The 13,740-nt window shown below is 69.3% G+C and carries 11 protein-coding genes and 1 pseudogene; 6 read left to right on the plus strand and 6 right to left on the minus strand.

The window, feature by feature from the left end; translation table 11 throughout:
* A pseudogene (locus tag ACTWP9_RS20640) lies at window positions 1-127 on the plus strand (IS630 family transposase); the annotation flags it as partial.
* 122 nt (window positions 128-249) lie between these two features.
* Here the strand turns inward: ACTWP9_RS20640 and ACTWP9_RS20645 are convergent.
* Window positions 250-990 (minus strand): class I SAM-dependent methyltransferase, encoded by a 741-nt coding sequence (locus tag ACTWP9_RS20645; protein WP_443247708.1) that lies wholly within the window; start codon window positions 988-990, stop codon window positions 250-252.
* A 678-nt stretch (window positions 991-1,668) separates the two neighbouring features.
* On the opposite strand from ACTWP9_RS20645, the gene ACTWP9_RS20650 reads away from it, so the two are divergent.
* Together ACTWP9_RS20650 and ACTWP9_RS20655 are read left to right on the plus strand one after the other, a co-directional pair.
* Window positions 1,669-1,983, plus strand: a complete 315-nt coding sequence (locus ACTWP9_RS20650; RefSeq protein ID WP_443247709.1) for a hypothetical protein — start codon at window positions 1,669-1,671, stop codon at window positions 1,981-1,983.
* Window positions 1,983-3,713 (plus strand): hypothetical protein, encoded by a 1,731-nt coding sequence (locus tag ACTWP9_RS20655; protein ID WP_443247710.1) that lies wholly within the window; start codon window positions 1,983-1,985, stop codon window positions 3,711-3,713. Before ACTWP9_RS20650 ends, ACTWP9_RS20655 begins: the two co-directional genes overlap by 1 nt.
* Before the next feature lie 115 nt (window positions 3,714-3,828).
* Here the strand turns inward: ACTWP9_RS20655 and ACTWP9_RS20660 are convergent, their stop codons facing one another.
* The 3 genes from ACTWP9_RS20660 to ACTWP9_RS20670 all read right to left on the minus strand — a co-directional run bounded on the left by ACTWP9_RS20660 (window position 3,829) and on the right by ACTWP9_RS20670 (window position 6,492).
* Window positions 3,829-4,413: an AAA family ATPase gene (locus ACTWP9_RS20660; RefSeq protein ID WP_443247711.1), complete on the minus strand. Its 585-nt coding sequence runs from the start codon at window positions 4,411-4,413 to the stop codon at window positions 3,829-3,831.
* Window positions 4,410-5,720, minus strand: coding sequence for an MFS transporter (locus tag ACTWP9_RS20665; RefSeq protein WP_443247712.1), 1,311 nt, complete (start codon window positions 5,718-5,720; stop codon window positions 4,410-4,412). Before ACTWP9_RS20665 ends, ACTWP9_RS20660 begins: the two co-directional genes overlap by 4 nt.
* Before the next feature lie 124 nt (window positions 5,721-5,844).
* Entirely contained in the window at window positions 5,845-6,492 is a 648-nt protein-coding gene (locus ACTWP9_RS20670) for a bifunctional 4-hydroxy-2-oxoglutarate aldolase/2-dehydro-3-deoxy-phosphogluconate aldolase (protein WP_443247713.1), read from the minus strand.
* Between the two features lie 103 nt (window positions 6,493-6,595).
* Between ACTWP9_RS20670 and ACTWP9_RS20675 the strand changes: the two genes are divergently transcribed.
* From ACTWP9_RS20675 to ACTWP9_RS20685, 3 genes are all read left to right on the plus strand, one after another.
* Complete coding sequence (locus ACTWP9_RS20675; RefSeq protein ID WP_443247714.1) at window positions 6,596-7,402, plus strand: DeoR/GlpR family DNA-binding transcription regulator; 807 nt, start codon at window positions 6,596-6,598, stop codon at window positions 7,400-7,402.
* An 846-nt stretch (window positions 7,403-8,248) separates the two neighbouring features.
* Entirely contained in the window at window positions 8,249-9,598 is a 1,350-nt protein-coding gene (locus ACTWP9_RS20680) for a protein kinase domain-containing protein (protein WP_443247715.1), read from the plus strand.
* Window positions 9,599-9,915: 317 nt separating this feature from the next.
* The gene (locus tag ACTWP9_RS20685; RefSeq protein WP_443247716.1) at window positions 9,916-10,704 is read left to right on the plus strand and encodes an alpha/beta fold hydrolase; all 789 of its coding nucleotides are present in this window, start codon (window positions 9,916-9,918) and stop codon (window positions 10,702-10,704) included.
* A gap of 57 nt (window positions 10,705-10,761) precedes the next feature.
* Here ACTWP9_RS20685 and ACTWP9_RS20690 read toward each other — a convergent pair whose 3' ends face one another.
* Window positions 10,762-11,958, minus strand: a complete 1,197-nt coding sequence (locus ACTWP9_RS20690) for a fumarylacetoacetate hydrolase family protein (RefSeq protein ID WP_443247717.1) — start codon at window positions 11,956-11,958, stop codon at window positions 10,762-10,764.
* A 44-nt stretch (window positions 11,959-12,002) separates the two neighbouring features.
* Window positions 12,003-13,739 (minus strand): IlvD/Edd family dehydratase, encoded by a 1,737-nt coding sequence (locus tag ACTWP9_RS20695; protein ID WP_443247718.1) that lies wholly within the window; start codon window positions 13,737-13,739, stop codon window positions 12,003-12,005.
* Between the last annotated feature and the right edge of the window lies 1 nt (window position 13,740).

Genomic DNA, 13,740 nt, shown 5'->3' on the forward strand with positions numbered 1-13,740 from the left:
GGACATCCGCGGCTGGCTCGCCGACTGGAACGAACACCCCAGGCCGTTCATCTGGACGAAGACCGCCGACGAGATCCTCGACAAAGTAGCCGCCTACTGCCGACGAATCTCTGACTCAGGTCACTAGAGATAACCGAGGCGGTCGATCAGGCGCACGCGATTCTCTTCTGACGTGCCGCCTCCTTCGCTCGAAGAAGGCGGCACGCGCGCCTCGTAGGGCAGGCCGCTCAGGGGGAGTCCGGTCCGTTGTCAGGCGCGGCAGCGCAGCATCTCCAGCGGGGGATTGGCGCGGAAGTCCGCCCAGAAGTCCGCACCGAACTTGCGCACGCCGGCGTCGGACACCTCCAGCGGGACCCAGGTCAACTCCCCGAATCCCGCCGCCTGCAGGCACTTTTCGTAGACCTCGCGGCGTGGGCGGTTGGCGACGAATGAGACCGGCGGGTCGAGCAGCGCCGTGGTCAGGACCTGCGGTCCGGTCTCGGCCTCCTCGCCGGTGAGCTCGCTGCGGAAGCCGTACCTTTCCGGGGTCGGCCCGTCGAAACGGAAGTCGGGCGACTGGTTGAGCAGGAAGAACTCGGCACCGGGCTTCAGGCTTCGGTGCACGTTGCGGCACATCCGCTCCGTGGTGGGGGTGTCCTCCGCATAGTTGAGCAGCTGGACCGCCAAGCCGATATCGAAACGCTGCTCAAAGGGCCGCAGTTCGGCCACGTCGCCCACTTCGTAGCGCACACCCAGCGGATCGGACTCCTCCAACTGCTGTGCCACAGCGACCATTTCACCGGAGATGTCGATTTCGAGTACCTCGGTGGCGCCGCGCCGCCTGAACTCCCTGCTGTAGAAGCCCGTGCCGGAGGCCAGATCGAGGACCGACTTGCCGCGCACGTCCCCGACCATGGCGAGGAAGCTGGGAACCACCGCGTACTGCTCCAGCGGCAGGGCCTTGAAGCCCTCGTACGCCTCACCGATCTCGTCATACTGCTGCACGCTCATCGTGCCGTCCTTCCGGTGCTCGGTCACGTTCTGGCCCGGGCCTCCCGTCCCCGGGGCACGCCACGGCCTGTGACGGGCAGTCTCTCCACATCCCGGCAGACCCTCGTACTGGCAGAAGCCACAAAGATGCGGACACCGTCCCGGCCTCCTCTACGGGCAGGCGTACGCGCCTGCCGGCCGCCGCAGTGATCGTCCACGCGATCCGGCGGACCCCAAGCCCCACCGCCCGGGGACAAGATGGCGTTGGAGGTCCACTCCCGGCTCTGCTACGGGGCGACCTCGGCGAGCCTGCTGTGGCCGTCCGGCGTCGGCCGACTGGAGCATCGAGCTGGGGCCGAGACGGGCTTCGCCTTCGACTCCCGCGCCGCCGCAGTCACAGCCGGCAGCCGACCAGCATCAAGGCCGTGAAAGTGACACCGCGGGAGCGGGTGAACGGAAGGACCCCATTTTGGCGCTCCGTGCTAAGGCGTCGCGGAGGGTTTCCGGGAAGGCTGAGGGGTGTTCGGGCCGGCGGACAGTACTGCCATGGATGGGGAGACCCTTGAACGCTGTGCAAAGGACGGCTGCCATGGCCGCCCGTGCGGCCACAACTGCAGCCGAGGGATCACCCACAGCGGACGGGAGATCGCTGTTGAGGTGTGCGGGGCGTGCGGGGCGTGCGTCGAAGAGGGGGCGGATATGGGGACGATGAGGCCGGGGGAGACACCGGAGCAGGCGCGGGCACGTGCGGGGCGGCTGCGGCAGCGCGCGGCGCAGGCCCGCAGCATGGCGGGTTCGTTGGGTTCCGCACTGGATACGGGGGTGGCCAGGGCGACTGCCGACGGGGTGTGGTCGGGCCCGTACGCCGAGCGCGTCACGGGTGAGCTGCGCAAGCGGCAGCGTGCGCTGGAGGGCTTGGCGAACGGGGTACGTGGCACTGCCAGGCGCTGGGACCAGGAGGCCGAACTGCTCGACCGAGAGGCGGCTGCGGCAGCCCCGACCGGAGGTAACTGATGGGCGGCTTCCAGGGCTTCGACCCGGCGCGCGTACGGGAGCTGGCAGGGCATCTGGACTCGGTGGCGGGCTCCATCGTGCCGATGCACCGTCAGCTGTCGCAGATTCTGGAGGCGGCAGCCGCCGATATGGCGCCGCAGGAGGCGAGTACGAGTCCGGAGCTGCAGCCGCTGATGGACCGCCCGGGGGTGCCGATGGCCACGGGCGCGATGCCGATCTCGAAGGTGTACGGCATCCCGACGGGGTACCTTCCGGGGCCCAGGACGCAGGGTGAGGCGCTGGCGGGCGGGCCGCTGCCGGGCTCCGTCGATCCGTTCCTGAGACAGACCGCAGCCGACATCCGGGCCCGGTGCGATCGGCTGGAGCAGGTCCGGAAGGCAGCTCCGCCCTCCGTCAAGCTGGACGCGGGTGCCCTCCTGGCCGCCGACCCGGTCGACCTCAACGCCGTACCGAAGCCGAACGCAGGTGAGCAGGCGATCGCCATGTGGTGGGCCGGACTGAACCCCGCGCAGCGCGAGCAGTTCCTGTATCTGAAACCCGAGGCGCTGCAAACCCTCAAGGGGCTTCCCGCAGACGTGCTGCAGCGGGCGACGCAGCTCGCCTACTTCAAGGTGGTGCCCTACAAGACCTCCAGCCATGAGAGCGGGGGCGGCACCAAACTCTCGATCGGCATCTTCGAGATCGGTGACGGCTACGCCCTCCGCACCGAGCAGATGAGCGACGGCACCTACCGCGTCACCATGATCGACAACGAGCAGCTCGGAGCCAAGGCCGCCAGACCCGACAAGAAGGGGATCTCGATCGGCGGCACGGTGAAGTTCGAACTCGGCGACACCTGGGTGTTCAAGAACAAAGCGGAGGCGGAGAAGCTGCAGAAAGACATCGACGAGGCGTACTTTCTGCACAGGCAGCTGAACGGCACAAACCTCATCGGCGTCATGTTTGCCAAGGCCCGGCTCCCGGATGTGCTGAAGCGGATCGGCCAGCCGAAAATCAAGGCCACGACGGTAGGCATCGAAGTGGACGGGTCGATCGGCATCGGAAACGTCACCCCTGGGATCAAGTTCGGCGGCAACCTCTCCAGCATCACCAGCACGATGGACCCCCAGCGGCCCTCGGTGACGCTGAGCAGGGACTTCACCGTGGAACCCTCGCTCGCCCGGGGGAAAGTGGTGAAGACCGAGTTCGGTCAGGTCGTCAACGGCACGATTCAGGTGGTCCGGGACAAGAACAACCCGGACCCCAACACCAACATCACCACCGTCCGGCTCATCCAGACAGTGGAAGGGAAGTTCGGCGGAACGTTCGGCGGTGAAATCGGGGGCGACAAGGCAGGCGTCTCCGGCTCGTACAAAGAAGGGCGCACCCGCACCCATGTGGTGACGGTCAATGTGCCGATCGGTACGAACCCCGAGGAACAGTCCGCCGCCCGGAAATGGCTGAAGGCGCCGCCCCCTGCTGCCCTGGCCGCCCCCGCCGTGCCTACCAATCCGCCTGCTCCCGACGGGGACCTCTTCTCCAGGCTGGCACACAACCGTGGGCAGGTCAGCGCCGTCTCCTACAAGGGGAAAGCATCCGAGCTGAAGCTGGGCGGCAAGCTCACGATCGACGGCATTCCCTTCGGCTTGGAGGCCAAGGCGGAAGAAAAGGGCGACCGCGTCGTCGACCAGCAGTACCTCGGAGCACCCGACCCGAAAACCGGCAAGCGTAACTTCGTACCCATCAACTGACCTGCCCGTCCCACAGGTCGACCGTCGACCGGCACGAGGTCCCGCGCGGGGCGGACCGACCGGGCCGGTTGCCGGGTCGTGGGTCGGTGGCCTCGGCAGCCCGTACGGTTCCTCGTCAGGTCAGGCCGTCCAGGGCGTGTGCTACCGCCGCCGCCGTCACGGCGCCGTCGGCCCGGTTGTCGAACACCAGCCGACGCGCGCCCGTCCACTCGCACTCGTTGTCCTGCGCCTTCTTCCAGAAGGCGTCCCAGTCGGCGAGCTTGGACAGGTCCCTGGTGTAGCCGCGGGCACGGACCCGCTCGCGGGCGGTCTCGGAGTCCACATGGACCTGCACGACGACGGGTTCGACATGCTGTGGCCAGGAGTGCCGTTCGGCCGCCTCCTCCAGATATCCGGGCCGGGGGTAGTAGCGGCCGAACGGGGCGTCCAGCACGACCGGGCGGCCTACCGCCAGATTGTCCCGGGCCAGGTCCAGGAGCGTCAGATATTCGAGGTCCATCGCCTTGGACTGGTAGTACGGGTTGAGGTCGCGCTGGGCAGGGTCCGTGCCGGCGAGTTCGAGCAGCGCTTCGGTGAGCCTCGTACAGACGGTGTCCTTGTCGAGGTAGGCAGCACCGGACATTTCCGCCAGCAGCCTGGCCACGCTGGTCTTCCCGGAGCCGGCCGGCCCGATCACGAAGAAGGCACGGAGAGTGCTCATGCCCGGCGCTCCTTGACGAAGAACTGGTAGGAGAGGGCGCCGACGAGCAGCAGCGCGCCGCCGACCAGGAAGACCAGGGTGTAGTTGTTGCCCGTGGCGTCGAGGATAGCGCCGGTGACCATCGGCGCCAGCGCGGCGCCGAGGAAGCCGCCGAAGTTCTGGATGGCGCCCAGCGAAGCCACCTGGTGCGGCTCCGCGATGTCCGAGGCGAGCGTCCACAGGCAACCGGTCGGCACCTGCGCGGCGAAGTAGCCGAGGGACAGCAGGGCGATGGCGAGCGGGGTGCTCTCGACGTACGCCACAGGCAGCACCGCCGCAGCCGCCAGCACCGCGCCCCCGACGATGGGCACCTTGCGCGAGGAGACCGCGGAGAATCCCCGGCGGATCAGGCGCCCGGACAGGAGACCGCCGAAGAGGACGCCGACGATGCCGCAGAGGTAGGGCAGGGACGACAGCCAGCCGGTCTCCGAGAGGCTGAAACCGCGCGAGGTTTCCAGGTAGCTCGGCAGCCAGGTCAGGTAGACCCAGACCGTGTAGAAGATGCCGAAAGCACCGAGCATCATGAAGTAGGTGTTGGGCTGCCGGAACAGCGTTCCCCAACCCGCCTTCTTTTCACCGGACGCGTCGCGGGCCTCGGCTGCCGCCTGCGCCGCCTCCTCGCCCTTGATCAGCGCCTGCTCGCGCAGGGTGGGATCCCGGTAGACGCGCAGCCACACCAGCATGACGACGATGCCCAGTGCGCCCACGGTGACGAACATGCCACGCCACCCGAACGTCAGCAGCAGGGCGGTGAGCAGGGGTGGGGCGATGGCGTTGGCTATCTGTGACCCTGTGTTGACGATCGAGACCGGCAGGGCGCGCTCGTTCTTGGCGAACCACCGCTCGTTGACCTTCAGACTGGCGGTGAAGAACGGGGACTCGGCGACACCGAGAGCGACCCGGCCCGCGTAGAGCAGGCCGAAGTTGTGTGCGGCTGCCGTGACCATCGTCATCAGCGACCAGAGCCCGGCCGCCCAGGCGTACATGCGCTTGGGGCCGAAGCGGTCGACGAGGTAGCCGGCCGGGAGGTTGGCGATGGCGTACGGCCAGGAGAAGGCCGCGAGCAGCAGGCCCATCTCGGTGGCGCTCAGGCCGAACTCGTCGGCGATGGTCGTATTGGCGACGCTCAGGGTGGCGCGGTCGAGGTAGTTGACGACCCCTCCGATCACCAGGAGGGCCACCAGGACCCAGCGGATGCGGATCGACTTCCACGGAGCGACGCCGTCGGCGGGGTCGAGCGAGGGGGACGTGAGGGACTGCTGGGCCATGGGGAGCTCCTTGAAATGACCACCGTGCAGGTTGGGGAGGTGAGCGGAGAGGGGGTGAGCGGAGGGGCGAGCCAATGGGGGGGGGGAGCAGGGAGCGAGCGGAGAGGTCCGGCGGCCCGGAGGGTCAGGCACGTGCCCCTTCGATGGCGCGCAGCGTGGTGGCGGCGGCCTCGGTGACCCGTCCGTAGTTGCCGTCGACCCGGGCGGCCTTCGTCACGAAGCTGCCTACTCCGACGGCGACGACGCCGGCGTCGAACCACTCCTTGACGTTGTCGGGAGTGACGCCCCCTGTGGGCATCAGGGGTGCCTGCGGGAGTGGGGCCCGGACTGTGCGGACGTAGTCAGGCCCGACGAACTCGGCCGGGAAGAGCTTCACGATGTCGGCGCCCGCCTGCATCGTGTCGACGATCTCCGACGGAGTGAAGGCCCCGCTGATGGTGACGGCCTGGTAGCGGTTGGCCGTCTCGATCATCGCCGGGTTGAGGTTGGGGCTGACCAGCAACCGTGCCCCCGCCAAGATGCAGGTCCGGGCCGTCTGCTCGTCCAGCACCGTGCCGGCGCCGACGACGACCCCGTCGTCGCCGTAGCGGTCGGCGAGCGTCGAGATCACCCCCAGCGCGCCCGGCACCGAGAGGGTGATCTCCAGCGCCTGGATACCGCCCTCGATCGCCGCTTCCGAGACGGCCAGCGCCTCCTCGGCGCTGTCCAGGCGGACGATCAGCAGGGCGCCCGTACGGTTGATCGTATCCAGGGCGTTAAACTTTGTTACCATAGCGGCACACCGTAGAACACGGATTCACATGTTGTCACGCCCCGCGTTGTACGAAGTTAGGCTGGCGCCGATCCGCACCGAGGCTTCGAGGAGACGAGACGCAGTGAGCAGGGCCGACCGGGCACCCTTGATCCCCGAGCAACGCCATCAGGAACTGCTGCGCCTGCTGCGGAGCAGCGGAGTGCTCAGCATCCGCGACCTGACCACCGCGCTGAACGTCTCGCATATGACGGTGCGCCGGGACATCGCCGCGCTGGAGAAGAGCGGCCGGGTGGTCTCGGTGCAGGGCGGGGTACGACTCGCCGACGGGACCGGCCACGCACCGCCCCGCGAGCGCGCTTCGCGGGCGGCGCTGGAGATGCCCCGTAAGCGCGCCATCGCCGGGACAGCCGCTGGGCTCGTCGAGGACGGCATGGTCATCTTCCTCGACGCGGGGACGACCTGTCAGTCGGTGGTGCCGCTCCTCGCCGCCCACCAGGACCTCACCGTCGTCACCAACGACTTCCACGCCGCGCTGGCGCTGTGCGACCTGCCGTCCGCGCACGCCGTCCACACCGGTGGCGAGGTGGATGCGGCGAGCGGTTCGAGCAGCGGGCCGCTCGCCGCCCGGACGATCAGCACGCTCAACATCGACCTCTGCTTCCTCAGCGCCGGCTCCTGGGACCTGACCCACGGCGTCACCAGCCACTCCACCGAGAAGGTGCTGCTCAAGCAGACGGTGATGGAGGCCGCCTCCTCCGTCGCGCTGCTCGCCGACAGTACGAAGTGGGGCACCGTCGAGCGGTTCAGGGTCACCGCCCTCGACCGGCTCGACACCGTGGTGACCGACGCAGGTCTGCCCACCGAGGTGGCCGACCGGATCATGGAAGAGGGCCCGTCCGTGCTGCGGCCGGATGTGGCAGCCGGTTGACGGCGGAGACCGGCCGTGCAGCCGTATGACGACGTGTCCCGGCGGACGTATGGGGACGGGACCAGCCTGTGCGGGCTCGTTGTGAGCAGCATCGCGTGGCGGTGCCAGGTGGTATGCAGGGCTGACCGAGTGCCTGATGCGAGTTGTGGGGGCATCGTAGGGACGAATCCCGGCGTGGTGGCACAGGATCGGTTTCTGCTGCGCATAAGGCTTTCTCGCAGCCCGGCGAAGGGGCCCGCATCGCTGAGTGCTTGGAGGTCCGGGATGTTTGGAAAGGCTCTGTTCTGTGCCGCTGTAGTGGTGGTGGCGTCCGCTGGTTCGGCCCTTGCGGCCCAGCCGACGCTCCCTCAAAGTGCCTCGTGCGCCCCACAGACGGGGTTCACTCACTGTCAGCAAACGGTGTCCCAAGGCGCCGTGCACTTCCGGGCCGCCTTGGGAGGCGGCGGCGGGGCCCTGTGACGCACACGAGCCGGAAACCGGCACGGTGCCCCCCTGACCCGTGCCGAGGGGTGCACCGGGAGTTGTCCGCGGCCGAGTACCGGGTCGGCATGGTGGACTTGGCGCTCTCTCCTCACGTTGAGCCGCATGTACGCGTGCGGCCCGTCTCGGAGTTGCGTCGGTCACCGATCAGCGAGGGTGTGACGATCAGCGGACCGGTGGCGCTGTGGAGGGTGAGCCGACTGGTCATCGGCGAGCCGGATCCGCAGGTTCCCCGTGCGTGCGGATCTGCCCCCGGCGCGGGCGAGGTTGAGCCTCGTCCGCGCCGGGTCTTGTGGTGGTAGTACGCCGTCGAACCGCCCGCGGGGGAGTTGCTGGCGTAGGGGAGCAGAGGAACGGTGTGAGGTCATGCTGGAGTCAGGGCGGTATCGGCTGGTCGAGGTGCTCGGCCGTAGCGGTACGGGCGAGATCTGGCGCGCCGAGGACACGACGCTGGGCCGACAGGTCGCCATCCAGCTGCTGCTGGACGAGGCCGCCCCTCCCGAGGCCAGGGAACGCTTCCGGCAGGAGGCATGGAGCGCTGCAGCGCTGATCCATCCGAACATTCTGGCGGTCTACGACTTCGGCGAGGTGCAGGGCCGCTGCTACCTGGTGACGGAACTTGTGCACGGACGCAGCCTCCGGGCCGAACTCGCCGAGCGCAGCGGGCTGTTGCCGATGGAAGACGCGTGCCGGTATGTGCGGCAGGCTGCAGCGGGCCTCGCGGCGGCACACAGCGCCGGGGTCGTGCACCGAAACGTCAGGCCCGGCAATCTCCTGCTCGCCGAGAGCGGTGTGAAGGTTGCCGACTTCGTGAGCACCCGCGCCGTCGGCCAGGCCGACGCAGCCCCGACCTCGACCGGGGAACTGCTCGGCACCAGCTCCTACCTGGCGCCGGAGCACGGCATGGGCGCACCCGTCGGCCCCGCGGCGGACGTGTACGGGCTGGGCTGCGTGCTGTACGAGCTGCTGTGCGGGCAGCCGCCCTTCACCGGGGAGGCAGGCGCCGTTGCTTCCCAGCACATCGAGGCCGCCCCCGTTCCTCCCCGGCGGCTGCGCCCGGAGATACCCGCCGGGGTGTCCGCGCTGGTCCTGGAGATGCTCGCCAAGGACGGGACCGCGCGTCCGACCGCGGCACAGGTCGCCGAGCGTCTGGAGGCCGGGTACCTGCGCGTTGCCGTCCAGGGTGTCCGGAGCCAGGAGGTCCCGAGCGAGCCGCCCACCGTCCGGAGGGCCGAGCAGTCGTCGACCAGTGGGCGGCAGCCTCGGCGCACCGTTGCTCTCCTCGCGACCTCGGTTGCCGTTGTCCTCGGCGCCTCGGCCGCCCTGGGCTACGTCCTCTTCGACGGCGATGAGCCACCACCGTCCTCCCGGCCCGCCCCCGGCACGCCTGATTCCTCGCCCCCCGAATCCAGTACCCCACCGAAGCGCGAGGCACCCCGGCCCGCCACTTCACCGACGACGCCGGAGCAGGCCGAGGGTGCCGGAACGGCCGAGGATACGAAAGAGGCAGCGGTAGCCCGGAAGGAGACGGCAGAAGAGCGGCGGCCGGAATCGACCGAGGAAGCACGGAATCCGCAGACGGAAGCGGGGGAAATGACTGTCGAAGAGCGCAAGAAGGCCGCGAAGGAGACACCAAAGCGGCGCGGAAAGGGCGCGAAAAAGGCGGCCGAGGGTACGGCGAAACAGGGCGAGGGCGCCGCAAAGAACACCCCGTAGCACCGGTTCAGGCAGCAGGACTGACGGCTGGTCAAGTGATCTAGATGCTCGGAAAGTTGGGTCCCGTGTTCACACTCGGTCGCGGGCGAATGTCGAGGGTGCCGTGCCGGGTGGGGCGACGGTTGACCCTGACGCAGGGGCAACCTTTCAACATGGTGGCCATGACTGCGAGAAACAGTGCGAGTGAGGGCTCCGGACAGCGCACGTCGTACAGCGCCCGCGCGGCAGCGGACGGAGTCGAACAGGGACCTCACCTTCGGGCAGGCACCGGGATACCGACGGCGAGTGGGGAACGCAGCGAGAGGGGCGACTGCGCTGTGCGGCACTTCACGGTCCACCACGACGGCGTCACGATCCCGGTGTCCCGCGGTGGCCTGGGACGGCCGCTGGTCCTGTGTCCGGGGCTGAACTCGACGCAGGCCGACCTGCACGAGCTGACCGGGCTGCTGCGGCGTGACTACGACGTGGTGACCTTCGACCTGAGGGGGCATGGTCTCGCCTCGGCCGCCGACCGGTACTCCTTCGACGCGTTTCTGAGCGATCTCGTCGCCGTGCTGGCGGGGCTCGATCTGCCTTCGGCGCCTGTCCTCGTGGGCTACTCGCTGGGCGCGGACCTGGCGGTGCACCACACCTCCGAGCATCCTGGCGACATCGCCGAGCTGGTCCTCATCGACGGCGCGAACCCGCTGCCCGAGCCGTTCATCACCGACACCGACCTGGCGGTATTTCGCGCCATGGCGGACGACCTGGCCACGGAGGCCGAGCGGTCCAAGGGCACCGCGCACCAGGTATTGCTCACCGCACAGGACATCCACGACCTGAACCTCGAAATGGATGAGGTCCGGTCCGCGATTCTCGACCAGTACCGAAAGATCGACCACCCCATCCGCGCGATCATGTCGGCATCGATCGCCGGTGACAGCACCGAAGGGCGAGCGCCACGGCACAACCGGCTCTGGCGTGCCGGCATGGAGCAGCTCGTTCGCGAGCGGCCGCAGATCTCCGCGTCGTGGCTCGATGCCGATCACCGGCTGGTCTTCACCCACGCTCCGGAAATCGCTCGGATCATCCGGAGCAACCACGGTGCAGCCAGGCCGATTTCCTGAATCAAACTGGGGGACCGGCCTGGCGGTCCGCGGGAGAACGACGAAGGAGGCCGGGGCTCACAGCACGCCGCGCTCGGCCAGGTTGTGCATCAGCGCGCGCAGCCCGAATTCCCACGGCGCGGCCTGCTCGCTGGAGGCGACGGTGTTGACCAGGGCACCGAGCCGGGGGCTGGAGATCCGCACGATGTCGCCGTGCTCGTGGGTGAAGCCGGCGCCGGGGGCGTGCCGGTCCTCGGTGGGAGCGAAGAGTGTGCCGGTGAACAGCACGAAGCCGTCGGGGTACTGGTGGTGCGGGCCGTGCACGGAGGCGACGAGGTCGAGCACGTCGCGGCTGATCTCCCGCATCGAGCTGCTGCCGTGCAGCACATGGCCGTCCCGGCCCTCGACCCGCAGTTCGATGCCCAGCCCGCGCACGTCGTCCAGGCCGAAGCCGTCGTCGAGCAGCCTGAGGAACGGGCCGATCGCGCACGAGGCATTGTTGTCCTTGGCCTGGGACAGCAGCAGCGCGCTGCGCCCCTCGATGTCGCGGAGATTGACGTCGTTGCCGAGCGTGGCGCCGCGTGGCCGGCCCCGTGAGTCCACGGCGAGTACGACCTCGGGCTCGGGGTTGTTCCACACCGAGGCCGCGAGCACGCCGATGTCGGCCCCGGTGCCGACCGCGGACAGCACCGGCGCCTTGGTGAACACCTCCGGATCCGGACCGATGCCGACCTCCAGATACGGCGACCACAGACCTTCGGAGATCAGCAGCTCCTTGACCTTGCCGGCCTCCGGCGACCCGGGGCGCAGCTGAGCGAGGGCGCCCCCGACCGCGTCCACGACGCGCTCGCGCACCCGGGCGGCCAGGGCCGGATCGCCGCCGGTGCGCTCCTCGATGACCCGCTCCAGCAGACTGCGGGCGAAGGTGACGCCCGCGGCCTTGATCACCTGCAGGTCCACGGGGGCGAGCAGGTGCGGGACATCCCGGCGGCCGGTGGCTGTGGCCTCCAGCAGCTCGCTGAGCTTCCACGAGCGTCCGCCGGGCGCGTCGCGCACGATCGCGGCAATCGTGTCCGGGCCTTCGCGTTCCAGCAGGTCGCAGACGGTGGGAGCGAGGGCGGTCAGGTCGACGACGTCCTCGCCCCGCACCGCGGCCACACATGGGCCGCCCCACTCCGGCTCGTGCACGCGGGCGACGAGGGTTGCGCGATCGGCGTCCTCCGGCAGGACGGAGCCGGGCGACAGGGCCGGACGGTGGTGGGCTGCCGGGTTCACGGTGTTCCTCCTGAGAGCCAAGGGTGTTGCTGGGCGCGCGCGGGTCAGTGCGAGTCGCGGGGTACGTCATGGCCCCGGGAGCCGCGGAGGAAGTCGAAGTCGGCACCGCGGTCGGCCTGTTCGACGTGCTGGGTGTAGAGCCAGGCGTAGCCGCTGGTGTGCCGTGGGGTGGGCGGCTTCCACGCGGCCCGGCGCCGCTCGAGCTCGGCGTCGTCCACGTGCAGGCGCAGGGTGCGGCTGGGAACGTCGAGGACGACCGGGTCACCGTCGCGCACCAGGGCGAGAGGCCCGCCGACGGCGGCCTCGGGTGTCACGTGCAGGACCACGGTGCCGTAGCCGGTGCCGCTCATCCGGCCGTCGCAGATACGCACCATGTCCGTGACGCCCGCCTTCAACAGCTTGGTAGGCAACGGGACGTTGGAGACTTCGGGCATGCCGGGATAGCCCTTGGGCCCGGCGTTGCGGATGACGAGCACGGTGTTCTCGTCCACGTCGAGGTCCGGGTCGTCGCAGACCGCGTGATACGCCTCGGGAGAGTCGAAGACGCGCGCCGGACCGCGGTGGGTGAGCAGTTGCGGTGACGCGGCGGACTGCTTGATCACCGCGCCGTCGGGGCACAGATTGCCGCGCAGTACGGCGGTGCCGGTGCCGGCCGGCTGGAACGGGGCTTCCAGGCCGGTGATGACCTCGGGGTCGACCCGCTCGGCGTCCGCGACGTTCGCGCCGATGCCGCGGCCGGTGACGGTGATCTGCTCGCCGTGCAGCAGCCCACCGCGGAGCAGCTCGCCCAGGACGGTGGGCAGCCCGCCCGCGTAGCAGAAGTCCTCCATCAGGTACTTTCCGCTGGGCATCAGATTGACCAGAGTCGGCACCGCACGGGCCAGGGCGTCGAAGTCCTCGGGCGTCAGCTCGACGCCGACTCGCCCGGCCAGGGCGGTGAGGTGGATGATGGCGTTGGTGGAGCCGCCGATGGCCGCGTTGGTGCGGATGGCATTCTCGAACGCCTCCCGGGTCAGGATGTGTGAGGGCCGCAGCTCTTGGTGCACCATCTGCACGATGCGCTGCCCCGCCGCCTGTGCGGTCTCCATCCGCCGGGAGTCGACGGCGGGCCAGGTCGCGGATCCCGGGAGCTGCATGCCGAGCACCTCAGCCATGCAGGCCATCGTGGAGGCCGTCCCCATTGTCATGCAGTGGCCTGCTGAGCGGGCCATGCAGCCCTCGGCGAAGAAGCATTCCTCCTGGGTCATCCTGCCGGTCTTCAGGTCCTCTTCGAACTTCCACACGTGAGTGCCGGATCCGACATCCTCGCCCCGGTACTTGCCGTTGAGCATCGGGCCGCCGGTGACCATGAGCGCTGGCAGGTCGACGCTGGCGGCGCCCATGAGCATGGCGGGCGTGGTCTTGTCGCAGCCGGACAGCAGCACGACGCCGTCGAGCGGGTTGGCCCGGATGAGCTCCTCGACCTCCATGGCCATGAGGTTGCGGTAGAGCATGGCGGTGGGGCGCATCAGCGTCTCGCCGGTGGCCATGGTGGGGAACTGCAGCGGGAAGCCGCCGGCCTGCCAGACGCCGCGCCCCACCGCCTCGGCGACGCGGGTCAGATGGGCATTGCACGGGGCGAGTTCCGAGGCGCTGGTGGCGATGCCGATGACCGGGCGCCCGTCGAACACCTCATGGCCGAAGCCCTGGTTGCGCATCCAGGACCGGTACACCATCCCACTGCGGCCGCTCGCCCCGAACCACGCCTGGCTGCGGCGGGCCGTCTGCTTCTCGTCCGTCAAG

Source organism: Streptomyces sp. 3N207 (assembly GCF_052246355.1).
Taxonomy (GTDB): domain Bacteria; phylum Actinomycetota; class Actinomycetes; order Streptomycetales; family Streptomycetaceae; genus Streptomyces.

Excerpts from the sequence above, each read along its gene's own strand:
- ACTWP9_RS20670 (WP_443247713.1), bottom strand. The coding sequence starts at position 6,492 with ATGGTAACAAAGTTTAACGCCCTGGATACGATCAACCGTACGGGCGCC.
- ACTWP9_RS20645 (WP_443247708.1), bottom strand. The coding sequence starts at position 990 with ATGAGCGTGCAGCAGTATGACGAGATCGGTGAGGCGTACGAGGGCTTC.
- ACTWP9_RS20665 (WP_443247712.1), bottom strand. The coding sequence starts at position 5,720 with ATGGCCCAGCAGTCCCTCACGTCCCCCTCGCTCGACCCCGCCGACGGC.
- ACTWP9_RS20655 (WP_443247710.1), top strand. The coding sequence starts at position 1,983 with ATGGGCGGCTTCCAGGGCTTCGACCCGGCGCGCGTACGGGAGCTGGCA.
- ACTWP9_RS20660 (WP_443247711.1), bottom strand. The coding sequence starts at position 4,413 with ATGAGCACTCTCCGTGCCTTCTTCGTGATCGGGCCGGCCGGCTCCGGG.
- ACTWP9_RS20650 (WP_443247709.1), top strand. The coding sequence starts at position 1,669 with ATGGGGACGATGAGGCCGGGGGAGACACCGGAGCAGGCGCGGGCACGT.
- ACTWP9_RS20680 (WP_443247715.1), top strand. The coding sequence starts at position 8,249 with ATGCTGGAGTCAGGGCGGTATCGGCTGGTCGAGGTGCTCGGCCGTAGC.